Source organism: Staphylococcus schweitzeri (assembly GCF_002902405.1).
GTDB classification, from domain to species: Bacteria; Bacillota; Bacilli; order Staphylococcales; family Staphylococcaceae; genus Staphylococcus; species Staphylococcus schweitzeri.
Genome location: NZ_PPQS01000035.1, coordinates 12428 through 37925, shown reverse-complemented (window position 1 = coordinate 37925; position 25498 = coordinate 12428). Strand labels below are relative to the sequence as shown.

The 25498-nt window shown below is 32.9% G+C and carries 30 protein-coding genes and 1 pseudogene; 19 read left to right on the top strand and 12 right to left on the bottom strand.

Going from position 1 to position 25498, the window contains the following annotated elements:
• Positions 1 to 29: 29 nt before the first annotated feature.
• Positions 30 to 881, bottom strand: a complete 852-nt coding sequence (locus CD116_RS07610) for an oxidoreductase (RefSeq protein ID WP_047548144.1) — start codon at positions 879 to 881, stop codon at positions 30 to 32.
• Between the two features lie 72 nt (positions 882 to 953).
• Here CD116_RS07610 and panB point away from each other — a divergent pair, with 72 nt between their 5' ends.
• From panB to panD, 3 genes are read left to right on the top strand one after another with little or no spacing between them, the layout of a single operon-like run.
• The gene (gene panB, locus CD116_RS07605) at positions 954 to 1772 is read left to right on the top strand and encodes a 3-methyl-2-oxobutanoate hydroxymethyltransferase (RefSeq protein WP_047530866.1); all 819 of its coding nucleotides are present in this window, start codon (positions 954 to 956) and stop codon (positions 1770 to 1772) included.
• On the top strand, positions 1765 to 2616 hold the full coding sequence (gene panC, locus CD116_RS07600) for a pantoate--beta-alanine ligase (RefSeq protein WP_047548142.1): 852 nt from the start codon (positions 1765 to 1767) through the stop codon (positions 2614 to 2616). Before panB ends, panC begins: the two co-directional genes overlap by 8 nt.
• 1 nt (position 2617) lies before the next feature.
• Positions 2618 to 3001 (top strand): aspartate 1-decarboxylase, encoded by a 384-nt coding sequence (gene panD, locus CD116_RS07595; RefSeq protein ID WP_000621532.1) that lies wholly within the window; start codon positions 2618 to 2620, stop codon positions 2999 to 3001.
• Between the two features lie 367 nt (positions 3002 to 3368).
• On the opposite strand, the gene CD116_RS07590 is transcribed toward panD, so the two are convergent.
• On the bottom strand, positions 3369 to 5051 hold the full coding sequence (locus CD116_RS07590) for a CocE/NonD family hydrolase (protein WP_047548140.1): 1683 nt from the start codon (positions 5049 to 5051) through the stop codon (positions 3369 to 3371).
• Positions 5052 to 5211: 160 nt separating this feature from the next.
• Between CD116_RS07590 and CD116_RS07585 the strand changes: the two genes are divergently transcribed.
• Positions 5212 to 5781 (top strand): TetR/AcrR family transcriptional regulator, encoded by a 570-nt coding sequence (locus CD116_RS07585; protein WP_047548138.1) that lies wholly within the window; start codon positions 5212 to 5214, stop codon positions 5779 to 5781.
• 80 nt (positions 5782 to 5861) lie between these two features.
• On the opposite strand, the gene CD116_RS07580 is transcribed toward CD116_RS07585, so the two are convergent.
• The gene (locus CD116_RS07580) at positions 5862 to 6311 is read right to left on the bottom strand and encodes a VOC family protein (protein WP_047530858.1); all 450 of its coding nucleotides are present in this window, start codon (positions 6309 to 6311) and stop codon (positions 5862 to 5864) included.
• Positions 6312 to 6681: 370 nt separating this feature from the next.
• Between CD116_RS07580 and CD116_RS07575 the strand changes: the two genes are divergently transcribed.
• On the top strand, positions 6682 to 7404 hold the full coding sequence (locus CD116_RS07575) for an epoxyqueuosine reductase QueH (protein WP_047426731.1): 723 nt from the start codon (positions 6682 to 6684) through the stop codon (positions 7402 to 7404).
• 191 nt (positions 7405 to 7595) lie between these two features.
• On the opposite strand, the gene CD116_RS07570 is transcribed toward CD116_RS07575, so the two are convergent.
• The gene (locus tag CD116_RS07570; RefSeq protein ID WP_047530856.1) at positions 7596 to 7871 is read right to left on the bottom strand and encodes a hypothetical protein; all 276 of its coding nucleotides are present in this window, start codon (positions 7869 to 7871) and stop codon (positions 7596 to 7598) included.
• 145 nt (positions 7872 to 8016) lie between these two features.
• Positions 8017 to 9090, bottom strand: coding sequence for a quinone-dependent dihydroorotate dehydrogenase (locus CD116_RS07565; RefSeq protein ID WP_047530854.1), 1074 nt, complete (start codon positions 9088 to 9090; stop codon positions 8017 to 8019).
• A 217-nt stretch (positions 9091 to 9307) separates the two neighbouring features.
• On the opposite strand from CD116_RS07565, the gene CD116_RS07560 reads away from it, so the two are divergent.
• The 7 genes from CD116_RS07560 (at position 9308) to CD116_RS07530 (ending at position 15241) form a co-directional block, all read left to right on the top strand.
• The gene (locus tag CD116_RS07560) at positions 9308 to 10174 is read left to right on the top strand and encodes a fructosamine kinase family protein (protein WP_047548136.1); all 867 of its coding nucleotides are present in this window, start codon (positions 9308 to 9310) and stop codon (positions 10172 to 10174) included.
• 336 nt (positions 10175 to 10510) lie between these two features.
• Positions 10511 to 10789: a TIGR04197 family type VII secretion effector gene (locus CD116_RS07555; protein ID WP_078101639.1), complete on the top strand. Its 279-nt coding sequence runs from the start codon at positions 10511 to 10513 to the stop codon at positions 10787 to 10789.
• 14 nt (positions 10790 to 10803) lie between these two features.
• Positions 10804 to 11172, top strand: coding sequence for a hypothetical protein (locus tag CD116_RS07550; protein WP_047548134.1), 369 nt, complete (start codon positions 10804 to 10806; stop codon positions 11170 to 11172).
• Positions 11160 to 11456 (top strand): DUF4176 domain-containing protein, encoded by a 297-nt coding sequence (locus tag CD116_RS07545; protein WP_047426715.1) that lies wholly within the window; start codon positions 11160 to 11162, stop codon positions 11454 to 11456. Before CD116_RS07550 ends, CD116_RS07545 begins: the two co-directional genes overlap by 13 nt.
• 354 nt (positions 11457 to 11810) lie before the next feature.
• Positions 11811 to 12917, top strand: a complete 1107-nt coding sequence (locus CD116_RS07540) for an NAD(P)/FAD-dependent oxidoreductase (RefSeq protein WP_047530850.1) — start codon at positions 11811 to 11813, stop codon at positions 12915 to 12917.
• Positions 12911 to 14251, top strand: a complete 1341-nt coding sequence (locus CD116_RS07535; protein ID WP_047548132.1) for a nucleoside recognition domain-containing protein — start codon at positions 12911 to 12913, stop codon at positions 14249 to 14251. Before CD116_RS07540 ends, CD116_RS07535 begins: the two co-directional genes overlap by 7 nt.
• Before the next feature lie 99 nt (positions 14252 to 14350).
• Positions 14351 to 15241 (top strand): CobW family GTP-binding protein, encoded by an 891-nt coding sequence (locus CD116_RS07530; protein WP_047530846.1) that lies wholly within the window; start codon positions 14351 to 14353, stop codon positions 15239 to 15241.
• A gap of 153 nt (positions 15242 to 15394) precedes the next feature.
• Here the strand turns inward: CD116_RS07530 and CD116_RS07525 are convergent, their stop codons facing one another.
• The 4 genes from CD116_RS07525 to CD116_RS07510 form a co-directional block, all read right to left on the bottom strand.
• Complete coding sequence (locus tag CD116_RS07525) at positions 15395 to 16225, bottom strand: alpha/beta hydrolase (RefSeq protein WP_047530844.1); 831 nt, start codon at positions 16223 to 16225, stop codon at positions 15395 to 15397.
• An 18-nt stretch (positions 16226 to 16243) separates the two neighbouring features.
• Positions 16244 to 17254, bottom strand: a complete 1011-nt coding sequence (locus tag CD116_RS07520; protein ID WP_047530842.1) for an amidohydrolase family protein — start codon at positions 17252 to 17254, stop codon at positions 16244 to 16246.
• 96 nt (positions 17255 to 17350) lie between these two features.
• Entirely contained in the window at positions 17351 to 18055 is a 705-nt protein-coding gene (locus tag CD116_RS07515) for an SDR family NAD(P)-dependent oxidoreductase (protein ID WP_047530840.1), read from the bottom strand.
• The gene (locus CD116_RS07510; RefSeq protein WP_047530909.1) at positions 18048 to 18605 is read right to left on the bottom strand and encodes a TetR/AcrR family transcriptional regulator; all 558 of its coding nucleotides are present in this window, start codon (positions 18603 to 18605) and stop codon (positions 18048 to 18050) included. Before CD116_RS07510 ends, CD116_RS07515 begins: the two co-directional genes overlap by 8 nt.
• 126 nt (positions 18606 to 18731) lie before the next feature.
• Here CD116_RS07510 and CD116_RS07505 point away from each other — a divergent pair, with 126 nt between their 5' ends.
• Genes CD116_RS07505 through CD116_RS07495 form a run of 3 tightly spaced genes read left to right on the top strand, consistent with a single transcriptional unit; the run spans position 18732 to position 20270 of the window.
• Positions 18732 to 19031, top strand: a complete 300-nt coding sequence (locus CD116_RS07505; RefSeq protein ID WP_047548130.1) for a DUF2316 family protein — start codon at positions 18732 to 18734, stop codon at positions 19029 to 19031.
• A 21-nt stretch (positions 19032 to 19052) separates the two neighbouring features.
• On the top strand, positions 19053 to 19868 hold the full coding sequence (locus CD116_RS07500) for an NmrA/HSCARG family protein (protein ID WP_047530836.1): 816 nt from the start codon (positions 19053 to 19055) through the stop codon (positions 19866 to 19868).
• Between the two features lie 24 nt (positions 19869 to 19892).
• Positions 19893 to 20270 carry a VOC family protein gene (locus CD116_RS07495; protein WP_047530834.1) on the top strand — a complete coding sequence of 126 codons (378 nt, stop codon included), beginning with the start codon at positions 19893 to 19895 and terminating at the stop codon, positions 20268 to 20270.
• A 153-nt stretch (positions 20271 to 20423) separates the two neighbouring features.
• On the opposite strand, the gene CD116_RS07490 is transcribed toward CD116_RS07495, so the two are convergent.
• The 3 genes from CD116_RS07490 to CD116_RS07480 all read right to left on the bottom strand — a co-directional run bounded on the left by CD116_RS07490 (position 20424) and on the right by CD116_RS07480 (position 22167).
• On the bottom strand, positions 20424 to 20654 hold the full coding sequence (locus CD116_RS07490; protein ID WP_047450084.1) for a DUF896 domain-containing protein: 231 nt from the start codon (positions 20652 to 20654) through the stop codon (positions 20424 to 20426).
• Positions 20655 to 20839: 185 nt separating this feature from the next.
• The gene (locus CD116_RS07485; protein ID WP_051981567.1) at positions 20840 to 21223 is read right to left on the bottom strand and encodes a hypothetical protein; all 384 of its coding nucleotides are present in this window, start codon (positions 21221 to 21223) and stop codon (positions 20840 to 20842) included.
• Positions 21224 to 21597: 374 nt separating this feature from the next.
• Positions 21598 to 22167: a TetR/AcrR family transcriptional regulator gene (locus CD116_RS07480; protein WP_078101638.1), complete on the bottom strand. Its 570-nt coding sequence runs from the start codon at positions 22165 to 22167 to the stop codon at positions 21598 to 21600.
• Between the two features lie 192 nt (positions 22168 to 22359).
• On the opposite strand from CD116_RS07480, the pseudogene CD116_RS13920 reads away from it, so the two are divergent.
• The 4 genes and pseudogenes from CD116_RS13920 to CD116_RS13915 form a co-directional block, all read left to right on the top strand.
• A pseudogene (locus CD116_RS13920) lies at positions 22360 to 22449 on the top strand (hypothetical protein); the annotation flags it as partial.
• A 126-nt stretch (positions 22450 to 22575) separates the two neighbouring features.
• A complete protein-coding gene (locus CD116_RS07475) occupies positions 22576 to 23631 on the top strand; it encodes a PTS sugar transporter subunit IIC (RefSeq protein ID WP_047426681.1) in 1056 nt (351 codons plus the stop codon).
• Between the two features lie 630 nt (positions 23632 to 24261).
• Complete coding sequence (gene isaA / locus CD116_RS07470; protein WP_047426677.1) at positions 24262 to 24963, top strand: lytic transglycosylase IsaA; 702 nt, start codon at positions 24262 to 24264, stop codon at positions 24961 to 24963.
• Positions 24964 to 25214: 251 nt separating this feature from the next.
• A partial coding sequence (locus CD116_RS13915) for a GNAT family N-acetyltransferase (RefSeq protein WP_240625106.1) occupies positions 25215 to 25498 on the top strand: 284 nt, incomplete at its 3' end.

Sequence of the window (25498 nt, the reverse complement as noted above, 5' to 3'; positions counted from 1 at the left end):
TCTTTAATATATGCGTATGTTTAACATTGTTATTGATACGCTTTTAAAAAGCTGTAAATGGTATCTAAGTATGGTGTGTCGAGTTGATGTGCTCGTGCACGTCGATAAATAAATCCTTGAATCGCTTCAACTTCAAGGGGTTGGTGATGCATAATATCATAATACATGCTCGTACCCATTTCGTCTGGATAACCTTGATATATGGACATAATGGTATCAACGGTTTGCTCTGAAAATTCTAAACCTTCAGCCTGTGCAACCCGACAACCATCTAGTAATAGCTGTCTACACAGTGTACGTATTTCAGGATTATGCATGATTGCAACTGTCTGCCTGCCAAGTGCTGTAATAGAATTAATGCCCAAGTTTACTAACAATTTATACCAAATAGCTTGTTGTATATTTTCTTCTAATACAACATCTATATGACTATTTTGAACCAAATCTTTAAATTGACGAGTTAAAGTACTATCTTGTAATCGCAATTGATAATCTCTAAAATGCGTAACAACATCGCCTTTCTTTTGACCACTTATGTAAACAACTGCTTGATATACGTGTTTATACGGAATACATTCTAATTGACCATACCCATTTTGAGCTAAAATAATGATCGTATCTTCATGTGCAAGATGTGTTAAATGAGGAATAACGTCAGCGAGTTGATGTGTTTTTACAGCTACAATGATCACATCGAATACATTTGTTACATCGTCATAACCCATCACAGTAATGTCTTGTGCCGGTGCATGTGGTACAGTATAATATGTTATTGTTTTGGCGTGTCTCCCGATAAGCGTTGTATTAGGTATTGATTGTTGCAATTCGTAAGCAATTGTTGCACCAACAGCGCCGGGGCCAATAATCGCGACTGATAACATCTTCTTCTTTCCTTTCTATAAAAGATTAATTATACTATTTCTAATAATACTGTAAAAAGAGGTTGAATAACATTGAAAACAGTAAGTCAATTAATAGATATGAAACAAAAGAAAACTAAAATTTCTATGGTAACAGCTTATGATTTTCCAAGTGCCAAACAAGTTGAAGCAGCAAGTATAGATATGATTCTTGTTGGTGATTCATTAGGTATGACAGTACTGGGTTATGAAAGTACGGTACAAGTAACATTAGCTGATATGATTCATCACGGTCGCGCAGTAAGAAGAGGTGCACCAAATACGTTTATTGTTGTTGATATGCCAATTGGTGCAGTAGGTATTTCTATGACTCAAGATTTAAATAATGCTTTAAGACTTTATCAAGAGACAAAAGCAAATGCGATTAAAGCAGAAGGTGCACATATTACTCCGTTTATTGAGAAAGCAACAGCAATTGGCATTCCAGTTGTTGCACATTTAGGATTAACACCTCAAAGTGTTGGCGTTATGGGGTATAAATTACAAGGTGCAACGAAAGAAGCAGCGGAGCAACTTATTTTAGATGCGAAAAATGTAGAACAAGCTGGTGCAGTTGCGTTAGTACTTGAAGCAATTCCAAATGATTTAGCAGAAGAAATTAGCAAGCACTTAACAATTCCAGTCATTGGTATTGGTGCAGGAAAAGGTACAGATGGTCAAGTATTGGTTTATCACGATATGTTAAATTATGGTGTTGAACATAAAGCGAAATTTGTGAAGCAATTTGCTGATTTTAGTGTTGGTGTGGATGGTTTAAAACAATACGATCAAGAAGTTAAATCTGGTGCATTTCCATCAGAAGAATATACGTATAAAAAGAAAATTATGAATGAGGTTAATAACAATGACTAAGCTGATTACTACGGTCAAAGAGATGCAACACATTGTTAAAGCAGCAAAACGCTCTGGCACAACGATTGGTTTTATCCCAACAATGGGAGCTTTACATGATGGACATTTAACGATGATACGTGAATCAGTTAGTACAAATGATATTACAGTTGTGAGTGTATTTGTTAATCCATTACAATTTGGTCCAAACGAAGATTTTGATGCGTATCCTAGACAAATTGATAAAGATTTAGAATTAGTAACAGAAGTAGGAGCTGATATTGTCTTTCATCCTACAGTTGAAGATATGTATCCAGGTGAATTAGGTATTGATGTCAAAGTAGGTCCATTAGCTGATGTGTTAGAAGGAGCGAAGCGTCCAGGGCATTTTGATGGGGTGGTAACAGTAGTTAATAAGCTATTTAATATTGTTATGCCGGATTATGCTTATTTTGGTAAAAAAGATGCCCAGCAATTGGCTATTGTCGAGCAAATGGTAAAAGACTTCAATCATGCTGTTGAAATCATTGGTATTGATATCGTTCGAGAAGCAGATGGTTTGGCGAAAAGTTCAAGAAATGTTTATTTAACGGAGAAAGAACGACAAGAAGCGGTACATTTAAGTAAAAGTTTGCTATTAGCACAATCGTTGTATCAAGACGGTGAACGTCAAAGTAAAGTAATTATAGACAAGGTTACTCAATATCTTGAATCACATATAAGTGGACGCATTGAAGAAGTTGCTGTTTATAGTTATCCTCAATTAGTAGAACAACACGAAATAACTGGACGCATATTTATCTCGTTAGCTGTTAAATTTTCAAAAGCGCGTTTAATAGATAATATAATAATTGGAGCTGAATAAAGTGATAAGAACAATGATGAATGCTAAAATTCATAGAGCAAGAGTGACTGAGTCAAATTTAAATTATGTAGGTAGCATTACGATTGATTCAGATATATTGGAAGCGGTAGACATCTTGCCAAATGAAAAAGTAGCCATTGTGAATAATAATAATGGTGCACGTTTTGAAACATACGTAATAGCTGGTGAAAGAGGTAGTGGTAAAATTTGTTTAAACGGTGCAGCATCAAGACTTGTTGAAGTAGGCGATGTAGTCATAATCATGACTTATGCACAGTTGAATGAAGAAGAAATTAAAAACCATGCACCTAAAGTAGCAGTAATGAATGAAGACAATGTCATTATTGAAATGATTCATGAAAAAGAAAATACGATAGTGTTATAAAATTAAATAGTAAAAGTTAGAAACCTTTAATAGATAACAATGTAGTTATCTATTAGAGGTTTTTATTTTTATGTCTATCTTATTAATCCATCTTTTAATGGTTCTTTTACTAGTTAAATTATATTTTTCAGTTAAAGTACGATAGTTTAATGAACTTTTTAAGTATTCTTGGACTATTTTTAATTCAAATTTGTAATGTTTAGTCATAAAAAATACACCCCATTAAGTTAGATTCTAGTCCAACTTTTGGGATGCATATCAAAGATTCCAAGTGTGTGGTCTTCTTTTGTTATAAAATGCTTTCACTATTTCGAGTTGCTTTATTTATATTTTGTTTATAATTAAAAGCGACCGTAAACGTCACATATCAATTAACTACAGGAATGATTAATTGTGAATCATATTTACCACCAGTATGAATCATGTGTATGCCTTTATTTACAGTTTCTTCATGTTCGTAACGTGTTTTCATTCCAGGTGTACTATTACCAGTTACAATTTCACTACCTTTTACAACAACTTCTAATATTTCTCCTTGTTTAAATAGTGTTCCTGAAGGTAACAATTCAATTTCCACAGGTACAATCTCATCTTGTGACAACTTTAATTCTGTTTCATGTGTATGCCATGGTTGTACAATTGTAGATTTTTCTTGATCTAATTCACGATGTGATACACGCAACCAACCCGTTGACACTTGACCATTTTCAATATGGTTAAAATCAGGGAAGTTAACTTCATTACCACGTCGATCTAACTTTTTAATACCTGCAAATAAATCCATATCATCTGAGTCCGTTGTGCTTACCCATAGTTTTAAGTTCATGTTCCCAACTAACTCAGTATCTTTGTCAAATGTATATTTAAAACGCACGTCTTGTTGGTTATTTTCAGAGTCATATTGTGTCACATGCTCGCTACTAATTTTTGTATGATTTAATGTGTGATTCTCAGCATTTAAATATAAAGGTGTATACTTGGTATTTGGTAAAGGAAACGCTGATGATGTTTTAAATTCACCTTTGTAAAATTGATCTCTGACTTCGTAAATGACGCGAGGTGTATCTTTCCAATCATTATTTTCCTCTTTAAGGTAACAATCAAAGAATGCTTTTTGACGTTCGAGATTCTCTCTAGCGTAGTAGCTTTCCCATTCTTTACGTCCATGAATATATAGCCATTTTTCCTCTGATGCAGCTTGTTTAAACCCTTCAAATGACCCACGGTTGTGTAAACCTTGTGTGGACCAACTTGCACATGTTAGTAGAGGTGTTTTAATTTGATGTAATGGTGCTTGACGTTGCTTCCAAAAATTATCAAACAGTGGGTGTTCTTGTTGTGATTGGATCAAATTTTCAATGTTCGGATTATCTGTCCATCTCGCAAATATACCTTGTATCCAAAAGCGATAAAAGCCCGTATCAGGAATACCACCATGGAATGCCACTTCACGATACATATCATTTAAGCCTTCCCAAGGAATCATTGCTTTTAAATGTGGTGGATTTAATGATGCGACCCACCATTGAGTCACTGCAAGATAAGAAACACCATTTGTCCCGATATTTCCATTACTCCATGGCTGTGTCGCTGCCCATTCAATCACTTCGTAATAATCTTGCGCTTCTCTTTTTGACCATGGAGATAAGACGCCTTTTGATTTGTCACTACCGCGTAATGCAACTTTAACTACGACATAATCATTTGGCACCCAAAATCCTGGGTCAGGTGATTCTTCAGGTGTAAAACTAGATGTCGGAATAGCACCTAATGTTGGCCAGAGTGCACCCATATTTGTAATTTTAGGCTTATTATCTTTACCGTAAGTATCTGCAGACATTACTACAGGGAATTTGCCATCTTTATTCGGTCTGAAAATATTAATATATAGTTTTTCGCCATCGCGCATTTCTATAGTGACATCTTTTTCCATAATCATTTCTTGATTTCCATATTGAATACTGTCGACAACGATGTGGTTAATACCAGCTTTCACTTCATTGACATTAGTTACAGTTAATTTTGGATTTCCTAATAATTGTTGGTTCATTGTTATCACCTTTTCTGTTTGTTTATATCACTTATATTAAACAGGTAAACATTGGGTGCCAATCATCAATGTTGGAGATTTGTAGGATAATGAACATAACGTTTATAATTGTTAATAATCATTGGGGAGGAATTGATACATATGACTATTAGATCGACGTATTAGAAAATCACAAGTTGCAATAAAAAATGCATTTATAGAACTTTTACATCAACAACAATTAGAAGAGATTACTGTGCAACAAATTGCAGATTTAGCTGATGTTAACCGTAGTACGTTTTATACGCATTATTATGATAAATATGATTTACTGGAAAAATTAGAAAATCAGCAGTTGGAAGAAATAAGAGACTTTATTCATGATGACAACTTAAATGAAGCAGTTAAGTTGTCCACTGATAACATCCATCAAATTATGACTGTTTTAATAGATATGATAGAGAAAGATATCGCATTTTATCAATTGATGTTTCGTATGGGGAAAGATTCAAATATACATGAAAAACTATATGACTTAATTATGTGTCATTTACAACGATATAAAAACGAACATGACCAAATTGATGGTATACCATTTTCTTATTTTATGAGTTATGTTTCAGGTGCGGGATTGTCTTTGATAAGACATTGGGTAGAAGATCCAAACCGTATAGACAAAGTTGACTTAATAAGGCATTTTAGTACGATTGTCAATCAAGGGCCTGCAACGATAATTAAAAATATACAATAAAATAAGGCAAGCCATGAATCGAGAGAGGCTTGCCTTTCTAAATAACGTCATTTTATTAAATGGTATCTTCAGCTATAACATTATTGTTGGATTGCGGTATAGTCTTGACCATGTAACATCCAACGAACACCGTATTTATCGGTAAAGATGCCCATTTTGCCACCCCAGAATTGGTCAGCAAACGGTAATTCTATTTCAATTGAAGAATGATTTTTAAGTTGCTCATAGAATGCTTCAACTTTATCAGCATCTTCCTTATTGTTAACATCATAATCAATTAATAATGATATGCCATTATTAATTTTGTCAGCGCGACCAAAAGAATCAGAACATAGAACTTTTACGCCAAGCACTTCAAATTCAGCATGCATAGTTGCTTCTTGAGCATCTTCCTTAGTCATACCAAAATGTGACGCTTGTTCTTCGCCAACTTCTAAACGTTTAACATCAGTTGCACCAAATACTTCTTCGTAATATGCAAGGGCTTCTTTTGAATTTTCAAAAGCGATATAAGGGAATAATGTTGTCATGTAAAACACCTCAATGTATTATTTTTATTACTGAAATCATGTTACATTAAAAATAGACAAAAGTATAATTTTTACGATGAATTGAAATCAATTTTTTGAAAAATACATGGTAAATTGTAGGATGAAATTGCAAAAATAAAATGTATAAATGATTAATCTGTAAAAGTATTTATAATAGACTTTAAATTCGAAGGACCTAGTAAGGTATGTATAATTTATTGCTTTAAACTTTTAATTTGAAAATGTTTTCAAGCACGTAAGAGATTTTCGGGATATAAATGTATTAAAATGAATTTCTAAAATTTATGACTGACATTTAATATAAATCATATATAATAGAAGTTAGTGATTAAATGTGGGAGGTTAAATCATGATTAATGCTGAACCAATTATTGGTAAAATGAAAAATCAAAAAATTAATTATGACAAGGTGCTTAAAAAGTTAATCGGGCAATGGGAAAGAGAAGCAATCAGACCTAAAATTTTATTACATAGTTGTTGCGCACCTTGTAGTACATATACATTAGAGTTTTTAACACAATATGCAGATATTGCAATTTACTTTGCAAATTCAAATATTCATCCGAAAAATGAATATTTACGACGCGCTAAAGTACAAGAACAATTTGTGGAAGATTTTAATCGCAACACTGGTGCAAATGTTAAATATATTGAAGCGCCTTATGAACCGCACAAATTTATGAAAATGGTTAAAGATAAAGAATTAGCTGATGAAAAAGAAGGCGGCTTACGTTGTACCGCTTGTTTTGAAATGCGTTTGGATATTGTAGCGAAAGCAGCTGTAGAACATGGTTATGATTATTTTGGTAGTGCAATCACGTTATCACCTAAAAAGAACGCACAATTAATCAATGAACTTGGTATGGATGTCCAAAAAATATACGATGTGAACTATTTGCCAAGTGATTTTAAGAAAAGTAAAGGTTATGAGCGTTCCATAGAAATGTGTAATGACTATAATATCTTTAGGCAGTGTTATTGTGGATGTGTCTTTGCAGCGATGCAACAAGGTATTGATTTTAAAACAGTTAATAAAGAAGCGAAAGCATTTTTAGAACAATATCCAGATTAATCATTGGAAATGAGATAAAAGGCAGGCGCATATACAAGCCATGCCCCATTATAAATCATCAAATAGAAACCCGAGACTTTAGTGAAATGAATCATACTAAAATCTCGGGTTATTTAATCGTATATATTGCAATTATGATGAGTAACCGGAGCCTGAGACATCAATCAATGTCCTAGGATCAATGACGAAGGTTACATCATTTTATGAACAAATCGTATAATTGCTAAAATGACAATGACAAGCGTTGAAATAAGAGAAAACACTTTAAACTTTTTGTAATCGTTTTTCGTTTCATTTTCTCCTGTTTTCATCATTTCGCGTAGCTCTTGCTCGATTTCTAAATCAAGATCTGTTTTACGATAACCATTCAAACCTTGACGTTCGTCTTCTTCAGGTTGATTTTGTTGCTGTGTGTCTTTGTTGTCAGAAGTCGCTACTGTTTTTTTATTATCTATTTCATTAGTCATAACAAACGCCTCCGTTATAAAAACGCTATATTTGATGATATATGATATTTGAGCCATTTTTTTAAAAAATGGTGATAAATATATCTTCTTGAGTTATATCATAATTTTATTAAGACGATTCAGCAAGTTTTATAGTACCATTTTACTATTTTGATTTGGCATCTAATCCAATAATGTCACTGACATTGTCAAAATGATTATCTTTTAAGTAGCGTGCGATGTCTTTATTCATTTTCTTAGTTAGGCCTGGGCCTTCAATAACAAGTGATGAATAAATTTGAATAAGTGATGCACCATGACGCATCATTTTAATTGCATCTTCAGCACTAAAGACACCGCCTGTACCTATAATTAAAAAGTCACCATTTGTTTGCTGATAAGCATACTTAATCAATTTTAAATTACGTTCAAATAATGGACGGCCACTCAAACCACCTTCTTCGACTTTATTAGCAGAAGTTAAACCATCTCGTTGACGCGTTGTGTTTGCTAAAATAACACCATTAAACGTTTCAGTTATAGCTGGTAAAAGAGCTTTTAAGCCATCAAAATCCATATCTGATGTAAGTTTTAAATAGATAGGTACTGTAACATTATGTTCTTCTTTAAATGTTGTTAAAGCTTCACATAACATTGAAAATTCATCTTTATCATGGAAATTTTGAAGGTTTTCAGTATTTGGAGAACTGATATTGACTGTGAAAAATGAAACGTCGTGTTTAAACGTATCAATGACTTTTATATAATCTTGATAACGCGCTTCATAAGGTGTCATTTTATTCACACCAACATTGATACCAACAGGCACTTGATAAGCATTTTTACGCAAATGACTGAGTGCTTTGTTCATACCAATATTATTAAAGCCCATACGGTTTATCAAGGCATCATCTTCTAATAATCTAAACATGCGTGGTTGAGGGTTGCCCGGTTGAGGTTTAGGTGTGATACCACCTAATTCTAATGCACCGAATCCAAGGTGTTCCAATGCTTTTGGCACTTCGCAAGATTTGTCGAAACCAGCAGCTAAGCCAATTGGGTTTTCGTACGTATTACCTTGTATTGTTTGAGATAACGTTGGATTCTTGTAAGTGAATAGTTTATCGACGACTGGGAATAAAAACGGAAACTTTTGTAACGTTTTTAATGCATCGATAGTTAGTCCGTGTGCTTTTTCGGGTTCGATTTTGAATAACAAAGGTTTAATTAATTTGTACATGAGTATGCTCCTATTTCATTATATTTGAGGCTTACTATCCTCAACTTAATATTTGTGAAATATATTCTTTTAATAGACTAGCATTTCCCTACATAATTTCCTAGTTAAAACCCAAAAGTTTTGAAAATTGACGCAAGTTTGAATAACGTTTTTGAGATTAAATCATCCTAATTAGGCAATATAATAGTATAAAGTAAGTAGATTGGAAGGTGTTTGTATGAATGAACGATGGTTGGAGCATTTGCCTTTAAATGATATTAAAGAGATTTCACCAGTAAGTGGGGGTGATGTAAACGAAGCATATTGTGTCGAAACTGATACGGATACATTTTTCTTACTTGTCCAACGTGGGCGTAAAGAATCATTTTATGCTGCAGAAATTGCGGGTTTAAATGAATTTGAGCGTGCAGGTATCACGGCACCTAGAGTAATTGCAAGTGGCGAGGTTAACGGTGATGCGTATTTAGTGATGACGTATTTAGAAGAAGGGGCTTCAGGGAGTCAACGCCAATTAGGGCAACTCGTAGCTCAATTACACAGTCAGCAACAAGAAGAAGGCAAATTTGGCTTCTCATTACCTTATGAAGGTGGCGATATTTCTTTTGATAATCATTGGCAAGACGATTGGTGTACCATTTTTGTCGACAAGCGCATGGACCATTTGAAAGATGAGTTGCTAAATAGAGGATTATGGGATGCCAACGATATCAAAGTATATGACAAAGTGCGACGTCAAATTGTGGCGGAATTAGAAAAGCATCAAAGTAAACCGTCTTTATTACATGGTGACCTATGGGGTGGTAATTATATGTTCTTACAAGATGGTCGTCCGGCGTTATTTGATCCAGCACCATTATATGGTGACAGGGAATTTGATATCGGTATTACAACGGTATTTGGTGGTTTTACGAGCGAATTTTATGATGCGTATAATAAACATTATCCACTCGCAAAAGGTGCATCCTATAGACTTGAATTTTATCGTTTATATTTATTGATGGTGCATTTATTGAAATTTGGTGAGATGTACCGTGATAGTGTTACGCATTCTATGGATAAGATTTTACAAGATCCAGCAGGTTAGTTATTACGTTAGATTGAGATAATAATATGCACAGATATTTTTACAATGAGAAGGCCTTCAGCTGCCTCAATAAAAATATTTGTGCTTTTTTATTGTTGGAAAATAAAATTTTAATCTCTATTGTTAATTTCTGTAACGCAAAACAAGATTGAGTTGCAATAAAAGTGATTTTCCAACTTTTTGTTCAATAAAATTCTAGGAATGATACATATTTATTGATACAATAATTTTGAATATAATCACAAAACAATATTTAAGTATAATTGAATGTTTGAATATCATATATTGATACAGTTTCTAATAATTTTAAAATAATTTAAATGGAGAGAGGTGTAAATGATGAGTACAGTTCAAAGTGATATTTTCAAGACAAATAGTGCATCATCATCTATTAAAAGCGCTGTTGAAACATGTAATAATGTATCGAAACCGGACAAAGATGAAAGTACAACAGTAAGTGGAAATAATAATGCTCATAATGCGATAGATGATTTGATTAGTAAGAATCAATCTGTTGCTGAAGCAATACGAACTGCGAGCGATAATATACAAAAAGTTGGCGAAGAATTTAATCAAACGGACATAATGATTGGTAATGAAATTGCTAAAAATTAAAACGTGGTGAAATGATGTCTAATAAACTTGATGAAATCAATAAAATGATTACAGCGAAACATAAGCAAATGGATGACTTATATGATGAAAAGCAAGAGGTTAAAGCGTTGATAGATGAAAATGATGAGCTTAATCATTCGATAGATCAATTATATCAACATTTAGGTGAGCGTTATTATAGTAGCAATATGGCTAGTCGTATGGAACAGTTCCGCGATGAATTTCATTTTGCGAAACGGCGTTCAACGGAAGCGTTATACGAGCAGCAACAGCAAATTCAACATGGCATTCGTAAAGCGGAAGAAGAGATGATTGACTTGGAAATGCGAAGGATTATCGAAATTGAGACGGTGACAAAGGAGGAAAATAAATGGAAACTATAGGAAGCATTATTTATTTAAAAGAAGGTTCGCAAAAGTTAATGATTATTAATAGAGGACCAATTGTAGAAATTGAAAATCAAAAGTACATGTTTGACTATTCTGCATGTAAATATCCGATTGGTGTTGTGGAAGATGAAATTTATTATTTTAACGAAGAAAATATAGATTCAGTTATTTTTAAAGGTTATTCTGATCAAGATGAGGTTAGATTTCAAGAGTTATTTGATAATATGAAACAAAATTTGGATAGTGATATACAACGCGGAGAAGTTACGCCACAATAAAGAAATACTTTATCTTTAGAAATGAGTATTTCTTATGCATGAGTTTTACACATGTATGCCTATTTTTAAGTACACATGAGCTGTGGCTAATGCGTAAGAATCTGGGACATAAATAAATATTCTAGGCTCTAATGAATGTCTATTGCAATCATTTGAACTAACCGTAGCATCCTTAAATTTAATAAAAAAGACACATACCAACTTCCGAAATGTAGATGAATTCTCTACAATAACGGAAGTTTTTCTTTTAATATTGAAATTTCTCAAGGATAGGTCTATACTTTATAAATCGTAATAATTACGATTTATTATCGAAAACAATAATTTGAAATAGATCATTGAGGGAGTGTTAACATGCAACATCATAAAGTGGCTATTATCGGGGCCGGTGCTGCAGGTATAGGTATGGCTATTACCTTAAAAGATTTTGGTATAGAAGATGTCATTATTTTAGAAAAAGGAACAGTAGGGCATTCATTTAAACATTGGCCGAAATCTACGCGTACGATTACGCCGTCATTTACATCTAATGGATTTGGTATGCCTGATATGAATGCAGTTTCCATGGATACTTCACCAGCATTTACATTTAATGAAGAACATATTTCCGGCGAAACATATGCTGAATATTTACAAGTGGTTGCCAACCATTACGAGCTGAATATCATTGAAAATACAGTTGTTAGAAATGTAACTGTAGACGATGCATATTATACGATTGCAACGACAACAGATACATATAACGCGGATTATATCTTTGTCGCAACAGGTGATTATAGTTTCCCTAAAAAGCCTTTTAAATACGGTATTCATTATAGTGAAATTGAAAACTTTAATAGATTTAATAAGGGGCAATATGTGATTATCGGAGGTAATGAAAGTGGCTTTGATGCTGCATATCAACTTGCAAAAAATGGCTCTGACATCGCACTTTATACTAGTACAACCGGTTTAAATGATCCGGATGCTGATCCTAGTGTTAGATTGTCACCTTATACACGTCAGCGAATAGGTAATGTCATTAAGCAAGGTGCTCGCATTGAAATGAATGTACATTATACAGTTAAAGATATTGATTTTAACAATGGACAGTATCATATCAGTTTTGATAAGGGACAAAGTGTGCATACGCCTCATGAACCAATATTAGCAACTGGTTTTGATGCAACAAAAAATCCAATCGTTCAACAATTATTTGCAGTAACGAATCAAGATATTAAATTAACAACACATGATGAATCGACACGTTATCCGAATATTTTTATGATTGGTGCAACAGTTGAAAATGATAATGCCAAATTATGCTATATCTATAAATTCAGAGCGCGATTTGCAGTACTTGCACATCTTTTAACACAGCGGGAAGGCTTGCCAGCTAAACAAGAGGTCATTGAAAATTACCAAAAAAATCAAATGTATTTAGATGATTATTCATGTTGTGAAGTGTCATGCACATGTTAGAAGTGAAATATGATATGAGAACTGGGCATTATACGCCCATACCTAATGAACCTCATTATTTGGTTATTAGTCATGCGGATAAACTTACCGCAACAGAAAAAGCGAAATTAAGATTACTAATCATTAAACAGAAATTAGATATTTCATTGGTAGAAAGTGTAGCTTCTTCGCCTATAGCGAGCGAACATGTGATAGAGCAATTAACACTATTTCAACATGAGCGACGACATTTAAGGCCTAAAATAAGTGCGATATTTTTAGCCTGGTTGTTGATATTTTTAATGTTTGCATTGCCAATCGGTATCGCTTATCAATTTTCAGATTGGTTTCAAAATCAGTATGTATCAGCATGGATAGAATGTTTAACTCAAACAACATTGTTCAATCACGATATATTACAGCATATATTATTTGGTGATTATGGTGTGCTTTCACTTGGAACATATTCGCTCGTATGGGCATTGCCGGTTGTAATATTGATTAGTTTATCAACTGCTATAATTGATCAAACAGGACTCAAATCATGGATGATATGGGCAATTGAACCGTCAATGTTACGGATAGGATTACAAGGTAATGATATCGTGCCACTATTAGAAGGGTTTGGATGTAATGCAGCAGCCATTTCACAAGCAGCAAATCAATGTCATATTTGTTCGAAAACACAGTGCATGAGCTTGATAAGTTTTGGAAGTTCTTGTAGTTATCAAATAGGGGCGACTTTATCTATTTTTAGTGTAGCTGGAAAGTCATGGCTATTTATGCCGTACTTAATATTAGTACTTTTAGGTGGCATCTTACATAATAGGATATGGTTGAAAAAGAATGATCAACAACTTAGCGTTCCACTACCTTATGATAGGCAATTACATATGCCAAATATACGTCAAATGTTGCTACAAATGTGGCAAAATATACAAATGTTTATCGTTCAAGCGCTACCTATTTTTATCGCAATCTGTCTTATTGTTAGTATTTTATCACTAACGCCAATTTTGAATGTTTTATCACAAATATTTACACCTATATTATCGTTATTAGGCATCTCGTCAGAATTGTCACCAGGGATTTTATTTTCAATGATTCGAAAAGACGGCATGCTCTTGTTTAATTTGCATCAGGGCGCCTTATTACAAGGAATGACAGCAACACAGTTACTACTACTTGTGTTTTTTAGTTCAACTTTTACAGCGTGCTCGGTCACAATGACGATGCTTTTGAAACATTTAGGTGGTCAGTCAGCACTAAAATTAATTGGAAAGCAAATGGTGACATCATTGTCTTTAGTTATTGGTGTAGGCATCATTGTTAAAATAGTAATGCTGATTATTTAAAAAAGAAATGAACTATAACTGAATATAGAGTCATGTCAGCCAATAGGAAAGCTATCTTGGAATATTCTATTCATATGAAGTATAAGAGGAGAGTCGCAGATGAAAATAGTTATTATAGGTGGGTTTTTAGGTGGCGGTAAAACGACTGTCTTAAATCATTTGCTCGCTGAATCATTAAAGGAGTCGCTGAAACCGGCAGTTATCATGAATGAATTTGGCAAAATGAGTGTTGATGGTGCCTTAGTATCTGAAGACATACCTTTAAGTGAACTGACAGAGGGGTGTATCTGTTGTGAGATGAAAGCAGATGTATCAGAACAGTTACATCAATTATATCTAGAAGAACAACCAGACATTGTATTTATTGAATGCAGTGGGATTGCAGAACCGGTCTCTGTCTTAGATGCTTGTTTAACGCCTATTTTAGCTCCGTTTACAACAATTACACATATGATTGGTGTGGTGGATGCAAGTATTTACCACCAGATAAGTAATTTTCCTAGGGATGTACAGGGGTTGTTTTATGAGCAACTAGCATACTGTTCTGTATTATTTGTAAATAAAATAGATTTAGCGTATGTCGATGCTACGAGTAAACTGTTAAAAGATTTAGAAGTAATCAATCCAGATGCTGATATACAAGTTGGTATGCATGGCAGAGTCACTTTGCCAATAGCACTAAAACATATGACAATAGCTTCTTCGAGTAAACATGAAACATTACACAAAACAATGAATCATCAACTCATTCAATCACCAGTAAAATGTACTAAAGCACAGTTTATAGAACGTTTAGCATGCCTTCCATCTCATATTTATAGGTTGAAGGGATTTATGACATTCCAAGACACCACACAAACATATCTCATTCAATATACTCAAGGACAATACGAATTAATTCCTATGTCATTTTCGAAAAAAGTACCAGAGTATTTAGTCCTTATAGGAAAAGGCATTTCAAAGGAAGACTATCAATGTTTAGAACAGTAGTGTTGTTAGTGGAAGAGAAAAGCCAGCACATAACTAATTTAAAATATCAATTGAATTAATCGTTGAAATACAAAAAAATAAGCTTGGACAGTCATCAAAAAATTTTTGAAAACTGTCCAAGATTTTTGTTTACTGTTTAATAGGGGGCATTAATTATCCCCATATATTTAACAATACTTCAGCAAAGCCGTTAGGTTTTTGTATATAACCTAAATGACCGCCTGGGATATCTACAATAGGTATGCCAGTTTTTTTATTAATATAAAAGTTAACATCTTGTGGGAATGACCCTCTAGAATCAGTGCCATTTAATAGTGTTATTTTATCGCTATTTTTTTTGAAATCATCTAACGTAATATCTGAATGCGTATATTGTCTAATTTCAAATTCTGACCAGAACATTGTGCGTTTGTATTGTTCTTTTCGTCCTTCTTCTGTATCGGCAGGTTGAGACATCATTTTTGCATCAATTGGTGCGATATTTAGTGTTTCACCAAATGTTTGCATGCCTTTTTCTAAGCCTTCTGTTAAAATTTGATGCACAATGTCATCATTCTTATCTTTCCAATAAGTACTATCCGGTAAAAATGTATTTATAGGTGGTTCGTGGAACGCAATTTTTTTAACGACTTCAGGGTGATCTTTTAATACGTGCATAGCAACAATAGAACCTGAACTTGAGCCTAATACATAGACCGGTTCATCACTTAATGATTTCGCAAGTTCTGCAATATCTTGTGCATCACGTTTGACACGATAATCACTGTCAGGATTTGTTGCTGAATCAGGAAGTGGTTCGGTTAATTCACTTTCTCCATAATCGCGTCGGTCTACTGCTACAACAGTAAAATGATTTTTTAACTGTTCTGCAAGTGGTAGAAAAATGTCTCCGGTACCGTTTGCACCAGGAATAAAGATGAGTACGGGTCCTTGTCCGACTTGATGGTATCGTAATTTAGCACCTTGTAATTCTAAAGTTTCCATATCAATGACCTCCATTTGTTAATTGTTAGATGATAAACCTAATAATTTAGCACCATTTGTATAACTTATTTTCTCTTTTTCTTCATCTGTTAAACCAAGTTCATCTAAAAATACACCTAAATTTTCAGGCTCAATATATGGATAGTCAGCAGCATAAAGAATTCTATCAATACCTACTTCTTTCTTGACTAAATCAAACTGTGGCTTCGTTAACATGCCACTCGGCGTGATATAAAAATTATTTTTAAAGTAATAGCTTACAGAATGGTTCAAATGTTCAGCGTATAAAGCCTCATCCATGCGTTCCAAGAAGAAGGGAATAAACTCACCCCAATGTCCAATAATCATATTTAACTTAGGATAGCGATCAAAGATGCCAGATAATACTAAATGTACTGCATGAATGCCTACATCAATGTGCCAACCATAGCCAAAACATGCAAATGTTGCCGCAGTTATTTCAGGATAATTACCTGTATAGTATGATTGATAAATGTCGCTATTAACTGGGGCAGGGTGTAAATAAATTGGTACTTCTAAAGCTTCAGCCGTCTTGAAGATAATATCGTATTTGTCCTGATCAAGAAAACCATCTTGTGCACGTCCCATAATGAGCGCGCCTTTAAATCCTAAATCATTGACACAACGTTCAAATTCTTGAGCAGCAGCTTCAGGTTCATTAATAGGTAATGTCGCAAAACCTATAAAACGTTCAGGATACTGTGAAATATAATCGGCTAATTGATTGTTTGCTTTTTTACATAATTCAATAGCTTGTTGACCAACTAAATTAGAAGGTGAGCCATTTCCATATGATAAAACCTGGAATTGAACATCTTGATTATCCATGAATTGAATGCGTTTATCATGACCAGATAATTCATCAGCATTTGTAAAGCCAGTTTTTTTCTCAAGTCCTTCTAACATTACTTTCATAGGAACCCCGTTAGGGTCTGCTGTTATTGCCTTCATTGTCTCTTTTTGAATTTCATCAATAACATAATGTTCTTCAAATGTGATACTTTTCATTTATTTCCCCTCCATATTGTTTTACATGTTTATTGCATCTATTACAGAAACATTTTATCTATACCCCTTAATAGCTTTTTATAACAACTGTATGATCTACCAAGGCATTTCCCCGTTACCATTAACAAATGTACCTGTTGGTCCGTCCTCATCAATTGTTGCTAATTGGATAATAGGTTTAACACCTTCAGAAACATGTTTTGAATTATTACTAAAATCACCAACTAAATCAGTATTTGTAGCACCCGGATCAGCGGCATTAATTTGCATATTGGGTAAACCTTTAGCATATTGTAAAGTCAACATTGTTACCGCTGATTTTGATGAGCAATAAGCTAATGAATTTACTTTAGATTCAGCTGTTTCTGGATTCGTAACCATGCCAAATGATCCTAAACCACTTGATACATTGACAACGACAGGTTGTTCAGATTTTTCTAAAAGTGGAATAAACGTATTCATCATTCGAACGATACCAAACACATTAGTTTGATATACTTCTTCAACATCACGAGGTGTCAATTCTGAAGGCGCTGAAAATTGACCAGAAATACCTGCGTTATTAATCAATATATCAAGACGACCTTCTTTTTCAGCAATCATGTTATAAGCATTTTTAACTGAATAATCGCTTGTAACATCTAATTGTACGTAATGTACACCGAGCTTTTGCGAAGCTTGTTGACCACGTACATCGTTACGTGAACCAATGTATACTTTATAACCCAATGCTTTGAGTGCTTTTGCACTTTCATATCCTAACCCTTTATTTCCGCCTGTAATTAATACAATTTTAGTCATTACGTTCCACCTCATCTAAGTAAATGTTTAATAAATAATTTCTATATGTTTCAATTGAAATATGACGATCCTCTATTTGGAATCCAAATTCACGTGTTGATAAGGATTGTAATAGCATATCAGTTTTGAATCTTGAAAATTTTACATCATCACTTTTCAGTAATTCATGATAAAAATTGAATAATTGTTGATAAAATGCGCTTTGGTAAAAACGTAATTTATTGTTGCCAGCTTCGATACAATGCAGCAATGCTTTATTGTCCAATTTAAATTGCAAAAGCAAATCAAGTGATACTTTCATAACCTCATATTTAGAATGATAGACATCTTTAATTTGTTGGAATTGTTTCATGAAAACATCGAGATCTCTTTGAATAACATAAAAGCATAAATCACTTTTATCTTTGAAATGTCGATAGAGTGTTCCCATACCTATACCTAATTCTTTGGCTATTCGATTCATACTAATATTTTCGACACCCTCTTCGCTAAAAAGATTATGTGCTAATTCTTCGATTCGTTGTCTGTTTTCTTGAGCGTCTTTGCGCATTCTTTCACCTTCTTGAATAGTTAAAATTGACAAACGGATAATACTCCGTTTATTATAAGTCTTGATTAAAAGTATAGCAATTTATATGCAATGTAAGAATACATTCCGAAGAAAAGAGTGATGAATTTGTCATTAAATAAAGAACAACGTCGCACAACACAAGAAGAATTAGAAGCACATTTTAAAATTTCAACATTTACTATCCAAGATATAGCAATAAAGTTAGATACTGCACCTGACAAAGTGGAAAAAGTATTACAGATGAAGGCGCCATTGGGTGTTTTTAGTAACCAATTACAAAGTTTTATTCATTTAGTATGGGATGTTAGAGATGTGATTAATAACAATATTAAGGAAAACGGACTAACACCAGAACCATATACGTATTTAAAAGGTGAGAAAGAAGATTACTGGTTCCTAAGATAAACAGAGGGAGTGTGGTTAAACATGAAAGAGATATTAGTTATAGGTGCTACAGGCAAACAAGGAAATGCTGTTGTTAAGCAGTTGTTAGAAGACGGTTGGCATGTAAGTGCGTTAACAAGAAATAAGAATAATCTTAAACTTTCCAATATAGAACATCCTCACTTAACAATCGTTGAAGGCGATTTAAGTAATCGTGCTAGTTTGAAGTCTGCAATGAATGGAAAATACGGTCTTTATAGTATTCAACCAATCATTAAAGATGATATTGATGAAGAACTAAGACAAGGCACAATGTTAATTGAGGTAGCAGAAGAAGAAAAGATTCAACACATTGTTTATAGTACTGCAGGGGGAGTTAATCGTAATCGAACAGGACCTCATTTTGAAACGTTAGCAGAAATAGAAAATAGATTAATGGCTTCAAACGTAAATACTACAATTATTAAACCTTCGTTTTTCATGGATAATTTTTTACGAATTGCAAATGTTGAAGATGAACGCATAACATTGCCAGAATTCATCCAACCGAATATTAAGTTTACTATGATTTCAGCTAAAGATATTGCTAAAATTGCTGCATATTTATTTGAACACCCGAATCAATTTAACCATAAATCATTAGAAATCGGTTCGGATGAACTAACATTAACTGAAGTAGGAACTATTTTTAGTAAAGTAACGGGCAAACCAACCGTAATTGAAGGAGAATTTGTTAGTGGTACTGCAGAAAGACAATGGTTAGAGGAAAAAGGGTATGAGGTAGATTTCGAATTAATGTCTGAAATCAATCCTACTAAATTATCTTTAAATACTTGGCTTAAAGAACAAGGTTTCTAAATATGAGATAGATGGAGTGAGATTATGATTCAATCAATGTGGTTCAATTTGCATGTCCAAGATTTAGAGAAGAGTGAACAATTTTATAGGTCATTAGGTTTTGAAATTAATAAAAATCCACAAATGTTAGATAAAATGGTTGGTATTCAAATAGGTCAAACAACAGTAATTTTAATTGAAAATAATCATTTTGAAAAGGTGAGTCAGCAAAGTGTGGATGTGAAACCAAATGAAGTTATGATTTCGTTAGGTGTGCAAACGAATGAAGAAGTAGATCGTTTAGTGAATAAAGTGAAAGAAGCAGGTGGTACAGTTATTCAAGAACCAACTGTAAGCCAAGGCTTTTATGGAGCGATGTTCAAAGATCTTGATGGTCATCATTTTAACTTTTTAGTCTGTTAAATTAATTGTCAATTGATGTCATAAAATAAGCCCATACATAAATGGAATTTTAAGCTGTATGTATATGTCATAAATATTGATGACATGCATAAGCGAAATCCATCATGTATGGGCTTTGTTGTAGTGTTAACTAGTTATATTTGGTATTAAAAATTAGTTTTGAATATGACCATATTGTTGACGTAAATCGTAGACTTTATTAGGTGTAACGTCTTGACCAAGTGGATCAACGACTTTCATTGTAGAAAATGTTGTTAACACTTGACCTCGAATCATGCTTAAATAGTCCTGTCTCAAAGCATGTTGTTCTTGTTTTTCAGCTACAGTAAGTGGCTGCACTTTTTCTTTATTTGCAAGTTCATTAATTCTATCTAAAATTTTCATATAGTTATTTCCTCCTAAGAATGTTGATTGATAAGTTTAAAAAGTATTTTAAAGGTACCTCTTATTAATCAATACGTTTATTCATGCTAAATTTTATTTTTTGTGCTAACTCACGCACATTTTCAAGTTTTAATTAAGGGATTTGAAATTACTGTTTAACAAATAGGTAAAATATTTAGCGATGATTAATTAGATAATTGAAGTAAAGTTGAAGTTATATTGGTGGAGTTGGTACTTATGAAAGGATGACGGTTCTGAGCATAGAAACTAACTTTGTCAGATGGAATCTCATTAAATTGCGCAAATGTAAACAACTTATTATTAGACAGTTTAAAGCCATATATATGACTTCTAATTAAACCGTTATTAAATTGAGTTATATAATTTTTATAGTTCATTTGATAGACAATTTGTTGTAGGCTAAGTGCAATAACTTTCATTATTTGCTTCATTTTAAACTTCAATTTAGTATCGCCAATTGTTAGTACATATTTACTACCACTTTGATACATTAATGATAAGTGTAATTGTGTATATTCAAACCCCATAGGCTCGTCTGTCTCGCTCACGTCTATCCCTCCTTTCCGTTTTATAAACAACACACATTAACTAAACAACATATGTTGTTTAAATATACTATACTACCATCTCAAATATTTGCAATAAACACGCTCACTTTATCTATTGCTTAGACAACATTTAGAAAAAAGTGTTGTTTAAGTATACAAAAACGCTTGTCATGAGCGTACATAGATTGATATTGAGGTTGTTTAAAATCTATATGCGTTTAGACAAGCGTCGTACATTTATGATGTTGTATGTAAGGCATATCTTTGTTCTGCTAATTTGTAGCGAGAAAATATATTTATTTTGAGTAGGGTGTTAAATGCTTAATGATAATACTGAAGTAAAATCATGCCGCGATGCGATATATCTTTATCATTTAAAAATGAGCAATATGATGTATTAAAAATGGAAGGTTGTTATCGATAAAAAAGTCTGCTGAATCTTGGCTTGTATTTAACCAATGTAAAGCTAAACCGGATACACCAGCTGCTAAGAAACTTGCACTATTAACAATGATATCTCTTTGGTGATCTGAATAACTGTTTTCTAACATGATGGCAAAAATATCTTCTAACTCATTATTGATACGTTGGTGTGCTTTATGGCAAAATGCTTGGCTATTTAACTCACATGACTTTTCAACATCTTTCATATAATTAGCAATCGAAATAAAAATATTGCGTAGTACCTTGTCATTAATAACATTTGAAATGTTCAAGTTATCATTGAGGTCTTTTAAAATAGTAACAGATAATGTGTAATCTAAAATATCTTCTTTATCGGTAAAGTGAGCATAAAAAGTTGCGCGATTTACTGTTGCGATATCAGTAATATCCTTAACGGTTATTTGTGATAATTTCTTTTCTCGAGAAACTTTTTGAAAAGCGTTTACTAGTAATTGTTTTGTTCTTATAATTCTTGGATCTATCGATTTATTTCCCATCATTTGTCACCTATCTAACAATTGTTGTTTTAATCATATTATCAATATATCTTAATTTAATGTCAATGTTATTAATTTTATGAAGACTAAAGAGATTCATAAATATAAATAGAGTTAATGATATACAGGTAAGTACTACTTTCTTCTATAATTAATAGTCATTTTTGAAGCATTAATGAGAATAAAAATGTATTTAACAATATGTTTGAAAAATTTTCGAAATTTTTATCTAAAAATTCAGAATTTTGTGATATACTATTTTTCATAGTCTTGAGTTATAGATGATATCGCTAGCCTAAATATAACAACATCGGCATGCACATCTTAGAATTTAAGCTAGTGGTAGCTTATAACTTAAGGCTCTTTATTATTTGCATAAAGATGCGTATACATAAGTGGAAGGATGATATTATGACATCAATTAAAACAATTACACCAAAAGATTTTATATTTAGAGTTTTATCGGGTGTCGCCATAGGTATTGTTGCGGGTTTAGTTCCTAATGCGATACTCGGAGAAATTTTTAAGTACTTTATGGATTATCATCCGATTTTTAAAACATTACTGGGTGTTGTAGTAGCAATTCAATTTACAGTACCAGCTTTGATTGGTGCATTGATTGCAATGAAGTTTGATTTGTCGCCATTAGCAATTGCAGTTGTATCTAGTGCTGCATATGTAGGAAGCGGAGCAGCGCAATTTAAAAATGGCGCTTGGGTTATTGCTGGTATAGGTGACCTGATTAATACTATGATCACAGCAGCTATAGCTGTATTATTTATTTTGTTAATTCAACATCGCGTCGGTAGTATGGCGTTGATTGTGTTTCCAACAGTAGTTGGAGGTATTTCAGGAGCTATAGGCGTTCTAATATTGCCATATACTAGAATGATTACAACAGGCATTGGTAATATGGTAAATGGATTTACAGAATTACAACCAATTATAATGAGTATTTTAATTTCAATGGTATTTAGTCTTATTATTATTTCACCGTTATCGACGGTAGCTATTGCTTTTGCAATAGGTATTACTGGGCTGGCTGCTGGATCTGCTTCAATTGGAATTTCAGCAACTGAAGCTGTTCTTATTATTGGAACTAGTAGAGTAAATAGATTAGGTGTACCGCTATCTGTATTTTTCGGTGGGGTTAAAATGATGATACCGAATATAGTAAAATATCCAATTTTAATGTTGCCAATATTAACGACTGCAATTGTATCAGGTTTGGTATCAGCAATAGTTGGTATTTATGGAACGAAAGAATCTGCTGGATTTGGTTTCATAGGTATGGTTGGGCCAATCAATGCGTTTAAATTTATGCATGTTGATTCAGCATTGTTAAGTGTATTGCTCATTGTAGTTGCTTTCTTTGTAGTCCCATTCCTTACAGCGTGGGTTGCGGATACCATTTATAGAAAAATTTTTCGCCTGTATACAAATGATATTTTCAAATTTATGGGATAATTTCAGTTTTATCTATTGAAATCGGTCTATCTTAAAAATATAAGTTTAGATTAGCAAAACAATTTAAATGAAATCTTTTATTATAGAAGAAAGTTGCTCAGTTGATTAAAACTAAATATGTCTTTTGAAAAAGAAAGACACTAATTTAATAAAAGATGTGTGTTCTATAATTTTGGATACATACTATTTATAGCATTCAATACAAGTGTTAAATCATGCTTATTGAATGCTTTTTAATTGGATATAATTCATCAAAAACAGCTGCTTTTGATGTCAATAATATTACAGCAATGTAACAAAAATACAATCTGTAATATTACGAAAGCTGTAATAGTTGAGCTAAATATAGTAAAAAACTTATGTTTTTCTAACTGTTTCAAGAATAAATAAGATTCTAAAAGAGTTATATTTCACATTACAGTATAAAACAACCATATTTCAACATTACAAATCACAATTGATATTGTAATGTTTTGTAATGGAAGTGTAATTTACTGGCTACTTTTTTATGATATAGTGATTACCGTTGAAAGAAATAAAAGACATTTTAAACTTGCACTACGACATTTAAATTCAAATATAATTACTAAAAACATAAAACTTACAATTATTACTGGAGGATTTTTTACTATGAAAAAGACAATTATGGCATCATCATTAGCAGTGGCATTAGGTGTAACAGGTTACGCAGCAAGCACAGGACATGAAGCACACGCTGCTGAAGTAAACGTTGATCAAGCACACTTAGTTGATTTAGCACACAATCACCAAGATCAATTAAATGCAGCTCCAATCAAAGATGGTGCATATGACATCCACTTTGTAAAAGATGGTTTCCAATATAACTTCACTTCAAATGGTACTACATGGTCATGGAGCTATGAAGCAGCTAATGGTCAAACTGCTGGTTTCTCAAACGTTGCAGGTGCTGACTACACTACTTCATACAACCAAGGTTCAGATGTACAATCAGTAAGCTACAATGCACAATCAAGCAGCTCAAATGTTGCAGCTGTTTCGGCTCCAACTTACCATAACTACAGCACTTCAACTACTTCAAGTTCAGTGAGATTAAGCAATGGTAATACTGCAGGTGCTACTGGTTCATCAGCAGCTCAAATCATGGCTCAACGTACTGGTGTTTCAGCTTCTACATGGGCTGCAATCATCGCTCGTGAATCAAATGGTCAAGTAAATGCTTACAACCCATCAGGTGCTTCAGGTTTATTCCAAACTATGCCAGGTTGGGGTCCAACTAGTACAGTTGACCAACAAATCAACGCAGCTGTTAAAGCATACAAAGCTCAAGGTTTAGGTGCTTGGGGATTCTAATTCCTTCATAATAAATAATAGTAATGTTTAAACATTAAATATATAGCTCTTCCCATAGAAATTGGGGAGGGCTTTTTTTTAATTAAAGCGTTTTAGCTTAAAAGAAGAGTTAAGTTATTGTAATATTGTTAAAATAATTGTCATTAATAAGTTTGAAGCATAATAAGTTGAGTCTATATATAATACTTAGTATGCTTAATTTGATATTTTTAGAGAATTTGATGATTAAATTAGATGGTAAGGAGATAAAAATGACTATAAATATAATTGAATATAATAAGCCGTATAAAGAAGAATTAATTGAGTTTATTTTATCTATTCAAAAAAATGAATTCAACATAAATATTAGTAGGAATGATCAACCTGATCTTGAAAACATCGATCGGTATTATTTGAATAGTGGAGGACAATTTTGGCTTGCATTAAACCATCATCAAAAAATTATTGGTACTATAGGTTTGATTAGGCTAGATAATAATAAGTCTGCACTTAAAAAAATGTTTGTTGATGAAGATTACAGGAATTTAAAAATAGG

Excerpts from the sequence above, each read along its gene's own strand:
- CD116_RS07580 (WP_047530858.1), bottom strand. The coding sequence starts at position 6,311 with ATGACAACATTATTCCCTTATATCGCTTTTGAAAATTCAAAAGAAGCC.
- CD116_RS07520 (WP_047530842.1), bottom strand. The coding sequence starts at position 17,254 with ATGAAAAGTATCACATTTGAAGAACATTATGTTATTGATGAAATTCAA.
- CD116_RS07495 (WP_047530834.1), top strand. The coding sequence starts at position 19,893 with ATGATTCAATCAATGTGGTTCAATTTGCATGTCCAAGATTTAGAGAAG.
- CD116_RS07610 (WP_047548144.1), bottom strand. The coding sequence starts at position 881 with ATGTTATCAGTCGCGATTATTGGCCCCGGCGCTGTTGGTGCAACAATT.
- CD116_RS07560 (WP_047548136.1), top strand. The coding sequence starts at position 9,308 with ATGAATGAACGATGGTTGGAGCATTTGCCTTTAAATGATATTAAAGAG.
- CD116_RS07540 (WP_047530850.1), top strand. The coding sequence starts at position 11,811 with ATGCAACATCATAAAGTGGCTATTATCGGGGCCGGTGCTGCAGGTATA.
- CD116_RS07535 (WP_047548132.1), top strand. The coding sequence starts at position 12,911 with ATGTTAGAAGTGAAATATGATATGAGAACTGGGCATTATACGCCCATA.
- CD116_RS07500 (WP_047530836.1), top strand. The coding sequence starts at position 19,053 with ATGAAAGAGATATTAGTTATAGGTGCTACAGGCAAACAAGGAAATGCT.
- CD116_RS07570 (WP_047530856.1), bottom strand. The coding sequence starts at position 7,871 with ATGACTAATGAAATAGATAATAAAAAAACAGTAGCGACTTCTGACAAC.
- CD116_RS07490 (WP_047450084.1), bottom strand. The coding sequence starts at position 20,654 with ATGAAAATTTTAGATAGAATTAATGAACTTGCAAATAAAGAAAAAGTG.
- CD116_RS07515 (WP_047530840.1), bottom strand. The coding sequence starts at position 18,055 with ATGACTAAAATTGTATTAATTACAGGCGGAAATAAAGGGTTAGGATAT.
- CD116_RS07590 (WP_047548140.1), bottom strand. The coding sequence starts at position 5,051 with ATGAACCAACAATTATTAGGAAATCCAAAATTAACTGTAACTAATGTC.
- CD116_RS07510 (WP_047530909.1), bottom strand. The coding sequence starts at position 18,605 with ATGCGCAAAGACGCTCAAGAAAACAGACAACGAATCGAAGAATTAGCA.
- CD116_RS07480 (WP_078101638.1), bottom strand. The coding sequence starts at position 22,167 with ATGATGGGAAATAAATCGATAGATCCAAGAATTATAAGAACAAAACAA.
- panC (WP_047548142.1), top strand. The coding sequence starts at position 1,765 with ATGACTAAGCTGATTACTACGGTCAAAGAGATGCAACACATTGTTAAA.
- CD116_RS07545 (WP_047426715.1), top strand. The coding sequence starts at position 11,160 with ATGGAAACTATAGGAAGCATTATTTATTTAAAAGAAGGTTCGCAAAAG.
- CD116_RS07525 (WP_047530844.1), bottom strand. The coding sequence starts at position 16,225 with ATGGAAACTTTAGAATTACAAGGTGCTAAATTACGATACCATCAAGTC.
- CD116_RS07565 (WP_047530854.1), bottom strand. The coding sequence starts at position 9,090 with ATGTACAAATTAATTAAACCTTTGTTATTCAAAATCGAACCCGAAAAA.
- CD116_RS07550 (WP_047548134.1), top strand. The coding sequence starts at position 10,804 with ATGTCTAATAAACTTGATGAAATCAATAAAATGATTACAGCGAAACAT.
- CD116_RS07530 (WP_047530846.1), top strand. The coding sequence starts at position 14,351 with ATGAAAATAGTTATTATAGGTGGGTTTTTAGGTGGCGGTAAAACGACT.
- isaA (WP_047426677.1), top strand. The coding sequence starts at position 24,262 with ATGAAAAAGACAATTATGGCATCATCATTAGCAGTGGCATTAGGTGTA.
- CD116_RS07475 (WP_047426681.1), top strand. The coding sequence starts at position 22,576 with ATGACATCAATTAAAACAATTACACCAAAAGATTTTATATTTAGAGTT.
- CD116_RS07575 (WP_047426731.1), top strand. The coding sequence starts at position 6,682 with ATGATTAATGCTGAACCAATTATTGGTAAAATGAAAAATCAAAAAATT.
- CD116_RS07555 (WP_078101639.1), top strand. The coding sequence starts at position 10,511 with ATGATGAGTACAGTTCAAAGTGATATTTTCAAGACAAATAGTGCATCA.